We start from the raw sequence: 18752 nt of genomic DNA, 5'->3' as shown, positions 1-18752 counted from the left end.
AGCGTACTCTGTTACCGAGTACCACGCTATCGATTTCTTTCCGCCAGCGTGCAGTGCTACCAGCCAAACTGAGTTGGAGAACTGTCATGACGCCGAAATCACGAGAAGAGCCGCTCCGAAGCGTCGAACTCTACCGGTTCGACGGAGCCGACGTGTGGCAGGAAGGCGACGAGCGCGCCCGACTGCGCGGATACTTCCCGCTATCACCCGGGACGCCGGGGGCAGGAAAGGTTGCGGGCGAAGGTCTGATGATGGTCTGCATGGAAATCGAACCAGGCAACTACCTCCCGATCCACCGCGACAGCGCCGAGGAACTGCTTCACGTGACCGCCGGGAGGGTAGAAGCGACCGTCGGCGACGCGACGGTCGAACTCCCGACGGGCGGGGTGACAATCGTTCCGACCGACGTTCCCCACAGCCTGCGGAACGTCGGCGACGAGATCGCATGCGTCCTCGGCATCTTCCCGAGTAACGAACTGACCGCGACGTTCGAGGAACCGCTAGAGCCGTTCGGTACGAACGTCGTCACCATCGGCCCGGAACCGGACGCCGAGTAGCGGACTCGATTCGACTCCGGAATCGGCGACGACTTTTTTCTGCCCGCCCGTGGAACCCGAGACCATGATAGTTGCCGAGCAGGAGAACCGCTACCGGTTCATCACGCAACCGAACCACGCCGACTTGTCGGGGCAGTTCGCCGAGCGTTGGGGAAACGACGAATTCGAGCGCCCGAAACCGTCTCAGTCGATGGTTCTCGCGGCCTACACCCACGACAACGGCTGGTGGGAGTACGACCTCCACCCCCACCTCGACGAGGACGGCGAACCGGTCGGGTTCACCCGGATACCGGCGGACGCGTGGATAGACTGTTACGACGAGGGTATCGACAACGTCGTCGAGATGGATGCGTACGCCGGACTCGTGGTGTCGATGCACGGCACCGGCCTCCGTCGCCAGCGATACGGTCTCTCGCCGTCGATGCCCGACCTGCCGTCCGAGTTCGCGGAGTTCGTCCGCCGACAGGAAGAACGCCAAGAACGTCTCCTCGCCGAACTGCGCGACGCGAACCGGTACGAGTGGCTCTCGGAGTCGGACGAATCGTTCCTCGCGGCGCTCCACGAGACCGGAACGCCGCCCGACGACTACGACGGACGCCTCTGGTTCGATTACAAACTCCTGCAGGCGTGGGACACCCTGTCGCTCTCATTCTGCACCACCGAATCGCCGCCTGGCTACGACCCCATCGATTCAGTGCCGGTGGCCCCCGGCGAGGCGGACGAGACCCTGCGAATCACCGCGCTCGGCGGGGACGAGTTTCGGGTTGAACCGTGGCCGTTCGAGGAGTCGACCGTCCGCGTTTCGGTGCCGGCGCGAACCGTGCCGAAAAGCGATTTCGACGGGGAAGACGGACTGATTCGAGCGTACTACGGAAGCGAGCGCGAAACGGTGACGTTCACCCTCCGCCGGTGAGAATCGGGTTCCACGCGTCGAGGGTGGACGGTGAGTCCGACGCCGTTCTCGCCGGAACCGGAGGAAGACTTTCGGAACAGCCGGATAATTGAAATTGTCGGTGTAGAAATGGCACGTATGAACCGCCATCGGGCGACCGCCCTCGCGCTCGTTCTCGCCGTCCTGTTCGCCGGCTGTAGCGGCATCGGCGGGTCAGGCGGAACGACCTCGCCGACCGGAACGACGACCTCCGCGGCGACGAATTCCTCGACCACGACGACGACCACGACCGCGAACACTGCGACGACCGAGATGTGGATCGAGCCGAGCACGCCGCAGAAGACGGAGGTCAAGAGCGAGTCGGGTCACATCGCCGGCGTGAAGTTCGTCGACAAGGTCGGAGCGAAGAACGGCAGCTACGGCGACTTCGACCTGCGGGTGACCGCCGATACGCGGTTCCCGAACGTTGACCCGAAAAGCGACGGCGAACCGTACTTCCTCTTCAAGATAAACGGATAATGGGTCGCGCGAAAGAACGCCGAGTGGCAACAGAAGAAGAACGGCGAGTTCACGATAACAATCCTGCGGGACGCCCTCGACCAGTTCGACTCTGGAACCCTGACGGTGCGGGTGACGCTCCTCGAAAATGACAGCCACTCCGACGACAAATACGATACGTGGAAGGGAACCATCGAGTATCGATCCGGCGGATAGTTCCCCAGATACTCACAGCTGCCGACGGAGGTCGCGGCGGATAGAGGATCGCGGCGGATGGAGGTCGCGTCGCTCCCCGTGACGAACGAGGGTCGCGGCGAGTGGCGGTCGACTACAAATATCGCTTCGTATAACCGCCAACAGCTACTCGATTTTCGTGTCGAAACGTGCGATCGCAGGGAACAAGCTCACGGGATCATGGTAGACAGTGACTTACACGTTTCGTTAACACCCACCCTCACACCCCTCCCTGCACCCGACGCTCTCGTCCGTTTTTCCGTGCGCGAGACGCGACCGGCGGGGGTAGTCTCCTCCGAAGCGGGAGCGGCGCAGGAAGCGGCGATCACCCTTCGCCGATGAGTCGCTCCTCGTCCTCCCAGAACTCCTGTCGCAGTTGGTACTTCTGTACCTTCCCGGTCGCGGTTTCGGGGAGGTCGTCCTGAATCAGGATTTCCCGCGGAACCTTGTAGCCGGCCATCCGTTCGCGGCAGAACTCCTCGACATGGTCTTTCGAGAGATCCGCGCCGGGTTTCGGCACGACGATGGCCGTCACCATCTCGCCCCACTCCTCGCTGGGGGTGGGGATGACCGCCGCCTTGGCGATGTTGGGGTGGTCGTAGAGGTGGTCCTCGACCGCGATCGAGGAGACGTTCTCGCCGCCGGAGATGATGATGTCCTTCTTCCTGTCCTGGATGGCGATCATCCCGTCCTCGTCGATGGTGGCGAGGTCGCCCGTGTGGAAGTAGCCCGGCAGGCGGTCGTTGAACGCCTCTTCGGTCGCCTCCGGCTTGTTGAGATAGCGATCCATCACCTGATTGCCCTGCACGACGATCTCGCCCATCGTCTCGCCGTCACTGGGAACGTCCTCGCCGTCTTCGTCGACGACGCGCACGTCTGTACAGAGCGTCTCGCTCCCCTGGTTCACTTTGAGCGAGCGCCCGCGCTCGGCAAGTCGGCGGGGGGAGTTCGACGTCGTGATGATGGGCGCGGTCTCGGTCAGCCCGTAGATGTGGATGATGCGCCAGCCGATGTCGTCCTCGATGGTCTCGATGGTCGCCGTCGCGGGCGCGCTCCCGGCGGTGGCGATGCGAACATCGCGGTCGCCCGTCGTCTCGACCTCCGGGTTATCCTCGTAGTGCGCGATGACGCGGTTGAGCACCGTCGGCGCGCCGCACATGAACGAGACGTCGTAGTCGCGCACCTTCGAGAGCGTCCGCTCCGGCGTGAACTTCCGCAAGCAGACGTGCGTGCCGCCGGTTCCCGTGATGGCGTAGGTGTGCCCCCAGCCGTTGCAGTGGAACATCGGCAGCGTCCAGAGGTACGTGTCGTCGTCGCTTATCTCCATGTGCTGGTTGAGCACGAGCGCGTGCCAGTGCTCGGTTCTGTGGGTTCGGACGACGCCCTTCGGGTCGCCGGTCGTGCCCGAGGTGTAGTTGATACTCGCGTCGTCGTCCTCGGAGATGGTCGGGCGCTCCGGCGGTTCCGGGGAGGCGTCGTCCACAAGGGCCGCGTAATCGACCCAGTCGCCGTCGATTCGGTCGGCCTCGTAGCCGACGAACCGCTCCGCCGGAACCGAGTCCCGCACCGTCTCTATCTTATCGGCGAAGTCGTAGTCCGCGATGACGACCGAAGCCTCGCAGTCGTCGAGGATGTACTCGTAGTCCTCGGGCACGAGGCGGTAGTTCATCGGGACGTACACCGCACCGAGTTGATTGGTCGCATACAGCGATTCGAGGAAGTAGTGCGTGTTCGAGGCGAGCATCGCCACGCGGTCTCCCTGCTCGATACCGAGGTCGGCCAGCGCGTTCGACAGACGATTTACCCGTTCGTTGAATTCCCCGTAGGTGTACTCCGTGCCGTCGTCAGCTATCACGCCGACGACGTCGTCGTAGAGGTCGACGGCGCGGTCGAGGAAATCCAGCGTGGTCATTTCCGTCTTCATGAACCGTCGTTCGAGTCATACTCTGGCGACGGGGTAAGTATTTCGCCTTTTGGTATCAATTATCACACGTTCGGCTCGGCCGGGGAGACACGTCCGCGTAGCGAACGAAAACCGACCGTCGGCCACGTGTGAGAAACCGGGTTATTGTAGCCCTTGAAGACGGTGGAGCACCTCGGAGATGAGACGAGAAAGCACACACTGTGCGTCTGCTGTCGACAGGATAGGTATATGTCAGTAGCTCTACTTGTATACCCGCGTTGACTGCCGAGTCCCACGCACGGCGCACCTCACAGTACACACTCGCTCCACAACCATGACCGACCACAAACGCGATCTCGATTTCGACCAGCAACGCAACTCGTCCGACCAGCAACGCCATCGTACGACGTTCGACCCCGAGACGGATACGGTCAGCGAGGAACTCGTCGAGGCCGTTACCGCCTTCAACGACGCCGTCCCCGACGAGTTGGCTATCCTCGCCGACTTCATCGACCCGGACGCCCTCGACGCCCTCTTTCGGCCTCGCCCGGACGGGACGCCCCGCAACACCAACGGGCGAGTCCGATTCGAGTACGACGACGCAGTCGTCCGTATCCAGACCGACGGGAAGATCACGCTCCGTAAGCCCAGTCCTCCTCCCACCGAATGACCGGCACGTCGTCTACAGGTTGCGTTCGCCAGCCGGAGACCGAACGTGAGGGGTCGTGAGAATGTCCTCACTTCAGAAACGCACCTCCGATTCAAGCAACGCAATCTTCTTGTGAAACACGCGCTAACGCCACCGACATGGCTAGCGTGACGCGCGAGTTGACGGAACCCCGCGTCCTCGCGCACACCAAGCGCCACCTGTTTCCCGACGACGCGCAAAAATCGTACGCGGTCGTCGATACGCAGTTCGCCACCGACCGCTGGGTCGCCGGTGAGCGAATCACGTCCGAGGTCAAGGAGACGCTGGCGCCGTTCAACCACGTCCGCGTCGGGACGGGATACCCGGATCTCGTCGGAGTTCGCGCGCTAGACGACGAACTACAGGCCGTCGAGCGCCTCGGCGACGAGCCGCCGCTGGTGGCGGTCGAAGCGAAAGGGTACACCAAACACGGGGACATCGACGTCGAGCGCGGCATCGTGCAAGCGTACGACCGTCTCCACGAGGCCAACGCCGCGTACGTCGCCGCTCCGGTTCGGGCGGTCTCCCGGTCGGATCGAACGCTCGCCCGAGAGCTGAACGTCGGCGTTCTCGGCGTCGAAAGCGGTGGAACCATCGAACCGCTGGAGGTGCCGCGAATCGTCGGAAATCGGACAACGACGGAGACGAACGCGATTCGATTTCAGGCGAGCGCGCAGGGCGTGGCGAACAAATCCTTCGGACTCAACCACCCGAAGAACTACCTCGGCTATCCGCTCGCGCACTACGCCGACGGTTCGACGGAGGAACTGATGAGGACGAACAAGATCGTTCGAGAGGTCGAGAGCGCGCGGCGAGGTGCGGCGTTTCTGAATCTCGTCGACGAGCGACCGAACGGCGTCCGGCTCACGCCGCTCGGGAGGGAAGTGGTTCGTTTCGCGCTCGACCGATACGGCTCGGTCGAAACTGCCTTGAGCGAGTTCGAAGGGTGGTATCGGAAGTCGCAGCGTTTCTACGACCTCGCGCCGGAGTGGGGGTTGCTCACCCGACGAGTCGTGTTCGCGTATCCGGCGACGAAACTGCTCGTCGAGGAAATACAGAACTTGCACGACGACGGAACGCCCGAGCCGTCGCTCGTCGACCTCGTCGCGTATCTCCACGAACTCCATCCGTCCTTCGCAATCGAACTGTTCATCCGAGGGACGGACGACGCCAGAATACGAGTGTTGACGCCGGACGGCGAGTTACGGGCGAGCCGACTGGCCGACGGAAACGTCTACCACTCGCCAACCGTGTTCCAACTAAAAGCCATGCTGTTCCACGCGGGAATCGTCACCGAGCGGGGTGCCGAACCCTCCAACCTCGACCCGACGGCGGACACGTGGGCGCTTCGAAATCGCCTGTAACTACCCGTCTCCTGGGAGTACCGCGTAGCAACCGAGCGCAACAGCCGAGAGCGCCGCCAGCGCGAGGAACGCGGCGTCGAAGCGGTTCGCGTCGGCGAAGAGACCGACGAACGTGGAACCGGCGGAACCGACGAGGAAGAAACCGGTGCGGATGAACCCCCATGCCGCACCCTCGACGTGGTCGGGGAGCGTCCCGACGATGTAGGCGTTCGTGACGGGCGCGATGGCCATCCGCGTTCCGAGGACGGTGACGACGACCGCGAGCGCCGTCACCCCTGACGCGAGCGTGAGCGCGACCGGCGTGACAACGCCGACGGCGGTGACGACGAGGAGGACAGGTTTGATCCCGACGCGGTCGGCGGCGTTGCCGGCCACCAGCTGCGAGAGTGCGCCCGCGACGAACATGAGTCCGTAGAGCAGCGCGGCGGTCTGTTGGTCGAGTTCTTTGACCTGTTCGAGATACGTCGGCAGAAACGCGGTCAGTCCCTGATAGACGAACAGGAGGAGACCGATGGCGACGGTCGCGACGCGTATCGACCGGTCGGAGAGCGTCCCGACGACGTCCCGAAGGAGGTGGGTCGAACGCGGGGCGGTCTCGTCGGCATTCGCGTCTGCGCTAGCATCTACTTCGTCGGGCGTTCGCTCGGGGACGACCCGCCACGCTAGCGCTGCGACCGCGAAGAACGGCACAGAGAGACCGGCGAGAATGGGTCGCCAGCCGACTCGCTCGACGACGGCGGTCGCAGCGCCGGGGAGCACCGCGGAGCCGATGCTGCCCATGGCGAGCGTGACGCCAAACGCCGCACCCGCCTTCCGCGTGAACGTGCGCGAGAGGACGGTTCCCCGGCTCGGTCCGTACAGTCCGGAGCCGAGTCCGAAGGCGGCGGTTCCGACGAAGAAGACGGCGAACACCGGGGAGAAGCCGATCAAGCAGAGGCTCAACCCCGAGAGGCAGAGACTCGCCGTGAGCAGCGTGCGTTCTCCGATACGATCTATCAACACCCCAGCCGGGAACTGCATCAGGGCGTAGCCGACCCAGAGCGCGGTGATGGCGAGTCCGGCGGTGGCGTTGGAGACGGTGAACGCGGTCTTGATCTGCGGCAATAGGGGAGGGATGAGAAAGCGCAGTCCGAGCGTGAACGCCCAGCCGACCGCGACGACGACGAGCAGCCAGCCGCGACCGTCGCCGCGAAGTCCGCGCACTCCATTCCGGAGGTGAGCGACGACCGACCAGCGACTGGGCGACATCGATACTGTACCTCGAACAGGGTCGGGCGGGCGGTTAAACGAGTGGGTGTCCGCCAATCTGTCCGGTTCCGAAGTCCGTCGACGGAGAGTGCGCTCAGTCCGCCCCCTCGGAGTCCATTCGGGCGGCGAGCGCGTCTGTGACGTTCGAGAGGTGGGCCGCCCCCCAGACGGCGACCGCGACGCCGCCGACGGTGTCGAACACGAGGTCGAGCATCGTGTTCGACAGCGAGTACTGGGCGAGGACGCTGTCCGTGTCGGTCATCGACGCCAGTCCGTCGAGACCGAACTCCAGAAGCTCCCAGAGCACGCCGAACGCGAGCGTGAACAGGAGGATGAAGACGACCATAAACTTCCCGGGAAGGTAGACGCTGTCGGCGTGGATGTCGAGCGCGCGAACCGTGGTGTAGCCGGCGGCGGCGACGAGCGACGAGGAGAGCGCGTGCGTGAGTTGATCCCATAAGCCTATCGACTGGTACAGCCCGAGCGTACCGACCGCGTGGAGGAACACCGGCACGACGATCCAGAGCGTCAGTCCGGCGTCGATGGGCAACCGGAAATTCCGTTCGAGCAGCGCGGGAAGCTCCATCAGGACGAGTGCTATGGCCGCGTTGACGATGATGCCCACGTTCGCTTCGTACAGGCCGACGAGTAACACGCCGACGAGGACGAGTTGGAACGCGCGAACCACCTGTCGCTGGCGGCGCTCGGACATGCGTCCCCGCCCGTCGGCGGATTCCACGGCGGTCGCGCCGTCCGGTCGGTTGCGCTCGCCGCCCGTGTCGAAGCCGAAGCGCGCCGTGTCGGCCCGCCGAAAGTACGCGTCGAACAGCACGCCGGCCGCGACGCCCGCGCCGGTCGCGGCGAGCAGCGACCACATCACCTGGCTGAGCCCGCGGAGGTTCTGCGTGCCGACCGCGCGGTCGACGACCCACTGGACGACCGCCCATGTGCCGGCGGTCGCCATGGTCGCGGTGACGACGAAGAGCACCGCGAACGCCGGGGAGAGTTCGACCGCGGTGAACGTGTCCAACTCGACGGCGATGACGAGCGCCAGCCCCGCGACGGCGAGGAACGTCGCGACGGGTCGCGGGAGGAACGAATCGAACGGTACGCCGGCGAGCGGGGCGGTGACGAAGAGGAGCGCCTCCCATGGGAGCATCGCCGTGGCTCTTCGATACGTGATGACCGGAACTAGCGCGATTGCGACCGCCGCGACCGCCAGCCCCGCCCACAAGTAGTCGCCGTCGACGGTGCTCACGAGAGCCGAGACGGCGATGGCCGCGACGAGCGTCCACGCCGCGACGGCGTTTCGGTTCCGGGGGACGAGCGCATCGCCGCTCGGTTCGACCCCCTCGTTCGCTCCGCCCTCGTCGCGCGTCTCGCCGTCGCTCGTCCCCCTCCTGACCATAGGTGCGATACGGGCGAGGGAACCAAAAAGAGAGCGTCGAGCAACCCCGTCGCTCGCTAACTTCGGTGAGAGACGAAACCATAAGTGCCCTCGTTCGGAGTAGACGATACGATGACGAACCGCATCACGGTGTCGCTCGACGACGACGCGCGGACGGCGCTCGACGGTCTCGTGAAGCGAGCCGACAAACCACAGAGTGAACTCGTCAGGCAGGCACTCACCTTCTACGCCGCGAACTACGACGCGGCGACGGCGGACGCGGAACCGAACCTCGAAGCGTACCATCAGATGCTGTCGAGCGGCGAGCACGTCCTGCTCGACGTGGATTTCCTCCACTGCTTTCTGGACTACGTCGAGGACGAGTCCGGCGACCCCGACCCCGAGTTCCTCGAACTTGCGGACAAGGTCTCCGAGTACCACGCCCGCGAGTACGAACACCGGTTCGCGTCGCTCGGCGAACTCCTCGATTGGTTGTCGTTCTGCGGTTTCCTGACGGTTCGAGCGACGGAGGGCGACACCTACCACGTCGTCTTTCCGACGGAGTCGGTCAAGTGGTTCATGATGCGATTCGTCGAACTGAGCGCGGCGCGGCTTCCGTTCGAACTCGAAATCGAAGATGGCGTCTCGAAGGTGCTCATCACCGAAGTTCGCCGCGGGTGACCGGTGAACGATTCACAATTGTTCATACGCATTCATACGCCCTTACACGGCGATATGCAGCGTTCTTAGGCGGGTTTTAAGTCCGACTCGTGGGTTGTGACAGCATATCACGGATACGACTATGAACATCGTAAATCGACTCCGTTCCGTCGGGCCGGGCGCGATGGTCGCCGCCGCGTTCATCGGCCCCGGAACGGTCACGACCGCGAGCGTGACGGGCGCACGGTTTGGCTACGCGCTCGTCTGGACCATTGCCTTCTCCATCGTCGCCACAATCATCTTACAGGAGATGAGCGCGCGGTTAGGGGTCGTCACCCGCCGCGGACTCGGGGAGGCGCTGCGAGAACAGTTCAAACACCCGACGCTGTCGTACCTCAGCGTGGCGCTCGTCGTGAGTGCCATCGGTATCGGGACGGCGGCGTACGAGGCGGGAAACATCCTCGGCGGCGCGGCGGGTCTGGCGACCGTCACGGGCATCGGCTCCTCGTTCTGGGGGCCGCTCATGGGGCTGTGCGCTGGCGCGCTCCTGTGGAGCGGTCGGTACGAACTCATCGAGCGCGCGCTCGTCGCTCTCGTCGGGGTGATGGCGTTCTCGTTCATCATCGACGCGATTCTCGTCGGCCCCGACCTGAACCGCCTCGCCCTCGGGTTCGTCCCGTCAGCGCCCGAGGGGTCGGCGTTCCTCATCACGGGCCTCATCGGGACGACCATCGTCGGCTACAACCTCTTCTTGCACGCGAGCAGCGTACAGAAGCGGTGGGGCGGCCCGGAAGACCTCGCAGAATCCAGAACCGACACCGTGGCATCCATCCTCGTCGGCGGGATCATCACGCTCTCCATCCTCGTCACTGCGGCGGCGGTCTTTCCCGCCGGGACGGAGATACAGGACGTGGGGACGATGGCCGAGCAGTTGCGGCCGCTCGTCGGCAACTACGCGACGATACTGTTCAGCATCGGCCTGTTCGCCGCTGGATTCACCAGCGCGACGACCGCGCCGCTCGCTGGCGCGTACGCCACGGCGGGAGCGCTCGGCTGGGACGTCGATCTGAAGTCGTTTCGCTTTCGCGCCGTCTGGGCGACCATCCTCGGGGTCGGAACCGTATTCTCCGCGCTCGGTCTCGAACCCGTCGAGGCCATTGTGTTCGCGCAGGTTGTGAACGGGATACTTCTTCCCGTCGTGGCGGTGTTCCTCATCTACGCCATGAACGACCGCAGCACGCTTGGCGAGTACACGAACACCACCGTACAGAACGTCCTCGGAGGTATCGTCACCATAATCGTCGTTTGGCTCGGCCTCCGCGCGCTCTACACCGTCGCGGAGAGTATGGGGGTGGTCTGAGTGGTCGGCGAAACGCGCGTCGGCGTGGACGTCGGCGGCACCTTCACCGACGTGGTGCTCCTCCTGCCGGACGACGAACTCGTGACGGCGAAAGTGCCGAGCACCGACGACCAGAGCGTCGGCGTCCTCGCCGGCATCGAGAAAGCCTGCGACGAGGCGGGCGTCGATCCGAGCGACGTGGACGCGTTCGCCCACGCGATGACTGTCTCCGTGAACGCCCTGCTCGAAGAGAACGGCGCGAAGACCGCGCTCGTGACGACCGAGGGGTTCCGCGACGTACTCGAAATCGGTCGGCAGAATCGACCGAATCTCTACGACATCGACACCGACAGACCCGCGCCGCTCGTTCCCCGCCGCCGCAGGTTCGAGGTCAAGGAACGAACCGCGGTCGACGGCGTCCGCACGCCCGCCGACGAAGGCGAAGCGCGCGATATCGCGGAGGAGATTCGGCGGTGCGGCTCGGAGAGCGTCGCGGTCTGTCTGTTGCACGCCTACCAGCATCCCGAAAACGAGCGGGTCGTCGCCAAAATTCTCCGCGAGGAACTCGACGTCCCCGTCTCCGCGTCCCACGAGGTGCTCGCCGAGTTCCGCGAGTACGAACGAGCCTCCACGACGGTCGTGGACGCCTACGTCACGCCCGCCATCGACGCCTACATCGGTCGCCTGGAAGAGCGCGCCGAGGAGCGAGGCGTTCCAGCGCCGCGAATCATGCAGGCGAACGGCGGCATCGCCCCGGCGAAGACGGTACGAGAACACGCCGTCACGACGACGATGTCCGGCCCCGCAGCAGGCGTCGTCGGCGGGGCGGAGACCGCCGGGGAGCGCGCCCGCGACGGGCTCGTCACCTTCGACATGGGCGGCACCTCCAGCGACGTGAGCCTCGTCCGCGACGGCGAGGTCGAGCGGACGACGAATGCCGAAATAAACGGGCGACCCATCAAGACGCCGATGGTGGACGTGAACACGGTCGGCGCGGGCGGCGGAAGCGTCGCGTGGGTGGACGCCGGAAACGCCCTGCGCGTCGGGCCGCGCTCCGCGGGAGCGAACCCCGGCCCGGCCTGCTACGGGCGCGGCGGTACGGAGCCGACCGTGACCGACGCGAACGTCGTGCTGGGCTACATTGGCGGCAGTTCGGCCCTCGCCGGCGAACTCGAACTCGACGTGGAGGCGGCCCACGACGCGCTGGAACGACTGGCCGACGACGCGGGATTGGACGACGCGCTCGATGCCGCCCGCGGCGTGTACCGGGTCGCCAACGCGAACATGACCCGCGCCATCCGCGCCGTCACGATCGAGCGGGGACACGACCCGCGGGGATTCGGTTTGGTCGCCTTCGGCGGGGCGGGGCCGATGCACGCCGCCGCCCTCGCCGAGAGCCTCGACATGGAGTCGGTCGTCGTTCCGCACGCCTGCGGCGTCCTCTCCGCCTACGGGTTGCTCGTCGCCGACGAGCAACACGACTCGGTTCGCACGCTCCGGAGTCCGCTGGCGAACGTCGCGCTAGACGACGTGGAGGCGACGTACGACGACCTCGCGGAGGACGTGCTGGCGGACGTCGCGATCCCCGAGGAGGCAGCGGTTCGTCGCGCCGCCGACCTGCGGTACGTGGGACAGAGCTTCGAACTCACGGTGCCGGTTGACGGAGCGTTCGACGCGAGCGCCGTGGCCGACCGATTCCGCGAAGCCCACGAGAGCACCTACGGGTACGCGATGGACGACCCCGTCGAACTCGTGAACCTCCGGGCGACGGCGGTCGTCGAGCGCGAATCGCTCTCGGTGAGCTATCGCGATTCGGGCGAGGCCGAAAAAGGAACGAGGAAAGCGTTCTTCGGCGAGCGGTTCCGCGAGACGCCCGTCTTGGCGCGCACCGGACTCGGCGAGGGTGCGACGGTCGACGGGCCGACCGTCCTCGAGCAGAACGAGAGCACGGTCGTCGTTCCGCCGGGATGGTCGGGCACGGTGCGAGCGGACGGGACGCTCGTGCTCTCGGGGGGCGAGGGCGAATGAGCCGCGACATCGACGCCGTCACGCTCGAAATCGTGCGAAACCAGTTCGAGAGCGTCGCCGAGGAGATGGGGCAAGTGCTCATCACCTCCTCGTACTCGCCGAACATCAAGGAGCGACGCGACTGCTCGACCGCCCTCTTCGACGCCGACGGTCGCCTCGTCGCGCAGGCCGAACACATCCCGGTTCACCTGGGCGCGATGCCCGAGGCGGTAGACACCGTGCTGGAGTACGATCCGCGACCGGGCGACGTGTTCGTCCTGAACGACCCGTTCGAAGGCGGCACACACCTCCCGGACGTGACGATGGTGTCGCCCGTCGCCGTCGACGGGGAGACGCTCGGCTTTGCCGTCTCCCGCGCGCACCACGCGGACGTCGGCGGGATGACGCCGGGAAGCATGCCCGCCGGAGCGCGGGAGATATACCAGGAGGGCATCCGACTGCCGCCGGTTCGACTGGTCAGCGGCGGCGAGGTGAACGACGACGTGATGCGCCTCCTGCTGGCGAACGTCCGGAATCCGAGCGAGCGCCGGGCGGACGTTCGCGCGCAGATCGCGGCGAACGAACGCGCCGAGGAGCGACTGGGCGACCTCGTGGACGAACACGGCAGAGACCGCATCGTTGCGGCTTTCGACGCCGTCATCGACTACTCACGCGACCGCGTGACCGCCGAACTCGCCGACCTGCCGAACGGCGAGTTGGGCGCGCGCGACGTGATGGAAGGCGACGGGGTGACCGACGACGAGATTCCGATCAAGGTGACGGTGACGGTCGAAGACGAGCGAATCGAGGTTGATTTCGCTGGCACCGCGCCGCAGGTCGCGGGTAACGTGAACGCGCCGGTTGCGGTGGCGAGGAGCGCGGTGTACTTCGTGATTCGGTGCGTGACCGACCCCGAGATACCCCCGAATCAGGGCTGTTACGATCCCATCTCGGTCTCGGTGCCGGAAGGGTCGCTGTTGAACCCCCGACCCCCGGCGGCGGTCGTCGGCGGCAACGTCGAAACCAGCCAGCGAGTCACCGACGTGGTGTTCACGGCGTTCGCCGAGGCGGCCCCCGACCGCGTCCCGGCGCAGGGACAGGGGACGATGAACAACCTCACCATCGGGAGTCGATCGGGAGGCGGAGACGGATTCACGTACTACGAGACCATCGCCGGCGGGTTCGGCGGCCGACCGACGAAAGACGGGCTTGACGGAGTGCAAGTGGGGATGACGAACACGCTGAACACCCCGGTCGAGGCACTCGAAGCCGAGTACCCCCTGTTCGTCGAGGAGTACGGTCTCCGCGAGGACAGCGGCGGTCGCGGCGAACACCGGGGCGGCCTCGGCGTCGTCCGCTCCGTGAGGGTCGAGGCGGACGCGACGGTCTCGCTCCTCACCGAGCGGCGGCGAGTCGCTCCACGCGGAATCGCCGGCGGCGAAGACGGCGCGACGGGCGTGAACCGCATCGGGGGCGAGGTCGTCCCGGCGAAGACGACGCGCGACGTGGCGGCGGGAACGACGGTCGCGGTTCTGACGCCGGGCGGCGGCGGGCACGGGTCGCCCGACGACCGCGACCCGGAGGCCGTCAAGCGCGACCGCGCGGACGAGAAGACGGAGTGGAAGGAATGAACCGACTCGGAACCGCGAACCGGACCGGAAACGGGAGGTGGCGCTGATGTTCGGCTGGCGCGGTCGTCTCGGCGCAGTCGTCCCGTCCTCGAACACGACGGTCGAAGGCGAGTTTCGGCGCGCGGTTTCCGACGGCGCGAGCGTCCACTCGGCGCGGATGCCCCTCGAAGCCGTCACCGTCGAGGAACTGGACGCGATGGCCGACGACGCCGTCGAGTGCGCGGAGCGACTGTCGCACGCCGGCGTCGACGTCGTCGCCTACGCGTGTACGACGGGAAGTCTGCTCCACGGCCCCGGTTTCGATAGCGACCTCGAAGCGACGCTCGGCGAGGCGGCGAACGTTCCCGCGGTGGCGACGGCGCTGTCGGTCAAGCGCGCGCTCCGGGTGCTCGACGCCGAGCGAATCGCCGTCGTGACGCCGTACACCGACGAGTTGAACGACCGGGAAGCGTCGTACCTTGACGACGCCGGTTTCGACGTGGTTGAGATGGACGGTCGCGGAATCGAGGCCAACGCCGATATCGGGTCGCTTCGGCCTGCGGACGCCTACCGACAAGTTCGGGGGACGGTCTCCAAGGCGGGTGCGGTGGACGCCGCGTTCGTCTCGTGTACGAACTACCGAACTCTTCCCGCGATAGAACCGCTCGAAGCCGACTTCGACGTGCCCGTCGTGACGAGCAATCAGGCGACCCTCTGGGACGCGCTTCGGCAACTCGGCGTCTCGGCGAACGTGCCAGGACGGCTCGGCGATCGGGAGTAGCAGACGATATAAATCCGTTCGATGGCCACCTCGTCCGCACTCGTCGGGTTTCGCTCGGCAAAGAATTGCGGAAACGGTGCGATGTTGTGAAAACACCTCCCTAGTCGAAGGTGAGGTGGTGATCGATTTCGGGGTGGCGCTAGGGTTTCGAGCCGACCGCGAACATCACTCCCTCACCAACAGGGTCACGCCGAGCAGGCAAGCCAGGAGGACGACGACGACGATTCGAATACGGGTGATGTTCGCCAACTCCGCGATAGTGTTCACGAAAGTCGTGAACATCGTTACGACTGTCAGCACTTCCTTGAATAGGTGAGTCGTGGGTCTCATGGTGGCAGATAGGTGGATACTCCAACGACCGCGCAAAGCGCGGTCATTCTTGCATCGAGGAGCAGCACTTATGAAAGCCGACGACCGTTTTCCGCCGTGAACGGTCGAACTCAGGTTAGCAGGGGGCTAAGCTCGTCATATTGCCGACCGTCGCCGGGCTGAGCGACGAACGACCGCGGTTCGCCTTCCCGCCGTCGATGAACGGAATGAATGAGTTACGCCCGTGCTAACGCTCGTTCGACGCCGATGGGTGGCGAATCGACGCCGATTACCAACGGCCTATTTCATCGTCACGTAGGTGAGAAAGGCGAGCGCGACGAACTCCAGCGTCCGAAGGACGAGGACGGCCTGCTGAACGCGAGGCGTCATCCCGTAGAACCCCTTCATCGTCAGGAAGAAGTACAGCGCCACCGCGTTCTCGGCGAGCATGACGACCGCGAACGCGAGGAGACCCAACACCAACCGGGATTTGAACAGGGCGTAGTTCCGAATCCAAACCCCAGTCAGCGCGAGGAGAAAGAGGACGTTCACGCCCGTCAAAACGCTCGCCGCTTCTATCGTCGTTGCCATGGTTACAGGTTCGTTTTCTCGAGTATCGTCTCGAACGTCTCGCGGGACGATTCGAACCGGTCGGTGAGGAAGTATAGCTTCGCGTACTTGTTCTCGCCCGATTCGACGACGCCGTGGTCTTCGAGCATCCCCAGATGGTGTCGGACGGTCTTGTAGCCGAGTTCCAGTTCGTCGGCGAGTTGGTTCGCGTTCATCGGTTTCTCGGAGAGGGCGCGGATGATCCGGACGCGGTTTTTACCGCCGCGCGTCGCCGTGAGCAGATACCAGAGCGCCTTCTCCATCGCACGTTCCTACGTTTCTCTGTGCGAAGCTTGCATAAATGCTTTTGCAGGCGGAGAAGTCGCTGGTCACCCCGATAAAAATCGAGAGCGATGCGGTCGGCGGGATGACGGGTTCGTCGCTCGCTGCCGGTCACTGTGGCTGGATCGTCAGTTTCAACACGTCGCAAGCGTCGGGGTAGTCGTATCCGTTGACGTCGGCTATCGGCGCGACGGTTCCGCGTTCGACGAGGCCGACGCCGGGCGCTCGTTGTCGTTGGGCCTGATTCGGCCCGGTTCCTGGCTCTTCGTTGATCTCAGTGCCTGCATCCCAGAGCGAGACGCTCTTCGAAACGTCACCCGATATCGGGTCGTTTCCGTCGAAGAGCCGCATCCCGGACGCGCCTCCGAGCGCGAAGAACAGGTCGTTCGACGGGACGAACATCGTCACGAGCGAGAGCCGGACGTTCGACATCATCGGCGTTTCTACCTCGAACTCGTACGCTTCTCTCGGCGGAAGCGGACTCGGCTCGTCGCTCCCCATCGGCGTCGTGAACGCGCCGCTCGCCGCGACCGAGTCGCGCTCCGCGAGCGCGGACGCGAGTCGTTCCGGGTTACCGTCCTCCGCGACTTCTTCGAGACCGTTGTTTCGCTCCGGTTCGCCGGACGTGAATATCGGTTCGTCGTTCCGGTGAACGGCGTACGCGCCCGGCGAAAGTGGAACCGGTTGTTCCGCGAGTTCTCCGTTCTTGCTCGTCGTGAGCGTCGTACCCGTCGAGACGTTTTCAAGTCGGACGGTGAACGACCGCATCTCGTTCCGGCCGAATCCGGCGGTGTTTCCGATGCCCGCGACGCCGAGTGTGGTCACCCCGGCGGCGGCGAGGAACATTCGCCGTGACGTTTCGAACCGGATCGGTCCGTCGCTCGACTTCGGCGTGGGACGTGAGTCAGTGGGGTCAGTCATTCGAATTCCGTGCGTTGGAACGCACGAACGGTACTGCCCCGGGGAGTCAAAAGTAGATTTTTCTACATTCGGGACGAGTTTCACCCAAATCTCGGTCGAAACGGTTCCGAGACGCTTCCGACTTCCCGCGGACGCAATCTGTGCTCGGTTCGACGTGAACCGCGTCCCCTCGGAGACGTTTATAGGGGACGATCTGTAAAATTCCGTAAAGTTACTTTGTTGCCGTTCGAGTGCGAACAGGGAGTATGAGCAGGCGAGTTGGCCGACGGAAATTTCTCGCGTTGAGTGCCGGAGCAGGTGTAGGTGCGGTTTCCAGCGTATCGAAGAGTAGCGGCGTCGTCGGGGGCGGTTCCAGGAGAAACCGGCCGGAGAACCGGCGTCGAACCGACCTCAACTTACCGCCCGATACCGACGCGCCGGTCGACGTCCGCGGGGCGATCTACATTCCGACGCGGGCGTTCAACCGCTATCAGATGTGGCGAGATTACGACCCGGCGATCATCGAGCGCGATATGGGGTACGCCGCGAGCGTCGACCTGAACGCCATCCGAACGTGGCTGAGCTACGAGTACTGGCTCCAGAACCCGCAGCGACACGAGGAGGCGGTCGACCACTTTCTGGCGACGGCCGAGCGAAACGGAATTCGAGTGTTGCTCGGACTGTTCGACAGCGTCGGGCGCGAACCCACGTTCGAGAACCTCATGAACGACGACCCGCTGACCGCGGTGCAGGCGTTCTCGCCGTCGACCAGGACGATGGCGAACGACGATCTGTGGGACAACCCGCGAGACTTCATCGTCTGGTTCATGGAGAAGTATCGCAACGACGAGCGACTGCTGGCAATCGAGTTGACCAACGAACCGGGCTGGAACAACAAAGACCTCCAGTTCTTCAAGGAGTTATCGAAAACCTTCACCCTGTATCGCGGCGAGATTCCGCTCACAGTCGGTTCGACCAGTTTGGTGAACAACGTCGACTACTTGGACTGGGGGATGGATATCCTCCAGTTCCACTACAACTTCGCGCGGACGCCGAGTCTCTACGAGCGCGTGCTGCGGCAGGCGAACCACGTCTCGTCCAAGCTCGACGCGCCGGTCTGGCTCTCGGAGTGGCAGCGAATCCGCCCCGGCCAGAAGTTCTTCGCCGACGTGGCCGAACAGTTCGAGGTTCCGAACTACGCCTCGCTCGCGCCGACCATCCGGGAGTCGGGCGTCGGGAACTTCTTCTGGTCGCTCATGGTCAAACCGGCGTTCTCGCTCTACATGCGAGAGAAGGGCGTCCTTAACGGTCTCTTCCACGAGGACGGAGCTGTCTGGAGTTTGGCCGACGCGCGTAGCATCAAATCCATGTCCGGCGACCCGGAGTACGAGGGCACCGAACGAAAGGAGTACCCCGACTGGGCGAAGATCATCAAGAAGAAAGAGGACGTCGCACCGGGCGAAGAGCAGCCCGAGTGAGGCGCT

General features: G+C 64.8%; 18 protein-coding genes. 12 read left to right on the top strand and 6 right to left on the bottom strand.

Annotation, left to right across the window (positions count from 1 at the left end; translation table 11 throughout):
- Nucleotides 1-86: 86 nt before the first annotated feature.
- From LIW51_RS22565 to LIW51_RS22550, 4 genes are all read left to right on the top strand, one after another.
- Nucleotides 87-557 (top strand): cupin domain-containing protein, encoded by a 471-nt coding sequence (locus LIW51_RS22565; protein ID WP_227377332.1) that lies wholly within the window; start codon nucleotides 87-89, stop codon nucleotides 555-557.
- A 64-nt stretch (nucleotides 558-621) separates the two neighbouring features.
- Nucleotides 622-1470 (top strand): DUF3891 family protein, encoded by an 849-nt coding sequence (locus LIW51_RS22560; protein WP_227377331.1) that lies wholly within the window; start codon nucleotides 622-624, stop codon nucleotides 1468-1470.
- A gap of 117 nt (nucleotides 1471-1587) precedes the next feature.
- Nucleotides 1588-1968: a hypothetical protein gene (locus LIW51_RS22555; RefSeq protein ID WP_227377330.1), complete on the top strand. Its 381-nt coding sequence runs from the start codon at nucleotides 1588-1590 to the stop codon at nucleotides 1966-1968.
- A gap of 252 nt (nucleotides 1969-2220) precedes the next feature.
- Complete coding sequence (locus LIW51_RS22550; protein ID WP_227377329.1) at nucleotides 2221-2523, top strand: hypothetical protein; 303 nt, start codon at nucleotides 2221-2223, stop codon at nucleotides 2521-2523.
- On the opposite strand, the gene LIW51_RS22545 is transcribed toward LIW51_RS22550, so the two are convergent.
- Complete coding sequence (locus LIW51_RS22545; protein ID WP_227377328.1) at nucleotides 2507-4105, bottom strand: class I adenylate-forming enzyme family protein; 1599 nt, start codon at nucleotides 4103-4105, stop codon at nucleotides 2507-2509. The genes LIW51_RS22550 and LIW51_RS22545 overlap by 17 nt on opposite strands.
- Before the next feature lie 313 nt (nucleotides 4106-4418).
- Here LIW51_RS22545 and ddfA point away from each other — a divergent pair, with 313 nt between their 5' ends.
- Nucleotides 4419-4754 (top strand): DdfA family disk-determining factor, encoded by a 336-nt coding sequence (gene ddfA / locus LIW51_RS22540; RefSeq protein WP_227377327.1) that lies wholly within the window; start codon nucleotides 4419-4421, stop codon nucleotides 4752-4754.
- 137 nt (nucleotides 4755-4891) lie between these two features.
- Entirely contained in the window at nucleotides 4892-6136 is a 1245-nt protein-coding gene (locus LIW51_RS22535; RefSeq protein WP_227377326.1) for a hypothetical protein, read from the top strand.
- Here the strand turns inward: LIW51_RS22535 and LIW51_RS22530 are convergent, their stop codons facing one another.
- Both LIW51_RS22530 and LIW51_RS22525 read right to left on the bottom strand, forming a co-directional pair.
- Entirely contained in the window at nucleotides 6137-7384 is a 1248-nt protein-coding gene (locus tag LIW51_RS22530) for an MFS transporter (protein WP_227377325.1), read from the bottom strand.
- Between the two features lie 94 nt (nucleotides 7385-7478).
- Complete coding sequence (locus tag LIW51_RS22525; RefSeq protein ID WP_227377324.1) at nucleotides 7479-8792, bottom strand: DUF2238 domain-containing protein; 1314 nt, start codon at nucleotides 8790-8792, stop codon at nucleotides 7479-7481.
- A 111-nt stretch (nucleotides 8793-8903) separates the two neighbouring features.
- Between LIW51_RS22525 and LIW51_RS22520 the strand changes: the two genes are divergently transcribed.
- The 5 genes from LIW51_RS22520 (at nucleotide 8904) to LIW51_RS22500 (ending at nucleotide 15168) form a co-directional block, all read left to right on the top strand.
- Nucleotides 8904-9452 (top strand): ribbon-helix-helix protein, CopG family, encoded by a 549-nt coding sequence (locus LIW51_RS22520; RefSeq protein WP_227377323.1) that lies wholly within the window; start codon nucleotides 8904-8906, stop codon nucleotides 9450-9452.
- Nucleotides 9453-9573: 121 nt separating this feature from the next.
- Nucleotides 9574-10791, top strand: coding sequence for an Nramp family divalent metal transporter (locus LIW51_RS22515; protein ID WP_227377322.1), 1218 nt, complete (start codon nucleotides 9574-9576; stop codon nucleotides 10789-10791).
- Nucleotides 10792-12798 (top strand): hydantoinase/oxoprolinase family protein, encoded by a 2007-nt coding sequence (locus LIW51_RS22510; RefSeq protein ID WP_227377320.1) that lies wholly within the window; start codon nucleotides 10792-10794, stop codon nucleotides 12796-12798.
- Nucleotides 12795-14408 carry a hydantoinase B/oxoprolinase family protein gene (locus tag LIW51_RS22505; protein WP_227377319.1) on the top strand — a complete coding sequence of 538 codons (1614 nt, stop codon included), beginning with the start codon at nucleotides 12795-12797 and terminating at the stop codon, nucleotides 14406-14408. Before LIW51_RS22510 ends, LIW51_RS22505 begins: the two co-directional genes overlap by 4 nt.
- A gap of 46 nt (nucleotides 14409-14454) precedes the next feature.
- The gene (locus LIW51_RS22500) at nucleotides 14455-15168 is read left to right on the top strand and encodes a maleate cis-trans isomerase family protein (RefSeq protein ID WP_227377318.1); all 714 of its coding nucleotides are present in this window, start codon (nucleotides 14455-14457) and stop codon (nucleotides 15166-15168) included.
- 609 nt (nucleotides 15169-15777) lie between these two features.
- On the opposite strand, the gene LIW51_RS22495 is transcribed toward LIW51_RS22500, so the two are convergent.
- The 3 genes from LIW51_RS22495 to LIW51_RS22485 all read right to left on the bottom strand — a co-directional run bounded on the left by LIW51_RS22495 (nucleotide 15778) and on the right by LIW51_RS22485 (nucleotide 17289).
- Complete coding sequence (locus LIW51_RS22495) at nucleotides 15778-16068, bottom strand: DUF8036 family membrane protein (protein WP_227377317.1); 291 nt, start codon at nucleotides 16066-16068, stop codon at nucleotides 15778-15780.
- A 2-nt stretch (nucleotides 16069-16070) separates the two neighbouring features.
- Nucleotides 16071-16349: an ArsR/SmtB family transcription factor gene (locus LIW51_RS22490; protein WP_227377316.1), complete on the bottom strand. Its 279-nt coding sequence runs from the start codon at nucleotides 16347-16349 to the stop codon at nucleotides 16071-16073.
- A gap of 130 nt (nucleotides 16350-16479) precedes the next feature.
- Nucleotides 16480-17289: a spondin domain-containing protein gene (locus LIW51_RS22485; RefSeq protein ID WP_227377315.1), complete on the bottom strand. Its 810-nt coding sequence runs from the start codon at nucleotides 17287-17289 to the stop codon at nucleotides 16480-16482.
- 245 nt (nucleotides 17290-17534) lie between these two features.
- Between LIW51_RS22485 and LIW51_RS22480 the strand changes: the two genes are divergently transcribed.
- Complete coding sequence (locus LIW51_RS22480) at nucleotides 17535-18746, top strand: glycoside hydrolase 5 family protein (RefSeq protein ID WP_227377314.1); 1212 nt, start codon at nucleotides 17535-17537, stop codon at nucleotides 18744-18746.
- Nucleotides 18747-18752: the final 6 nt, after the last annotated feature.

Source organism: Haladaptatus halobius (assembly GCF_020618475.1).
Lineage (GTDB): Archaea > Halobacteriota > Halobacteria > Halobacteriales > Haladaptataceae > Haladaptatus > Haladaptatus halobius.
The sequence above is the reverse complement of the archived record's forward strand: the minus strand, read 5'-3'. Positions and strand labels throughout refer to the sequence as shown.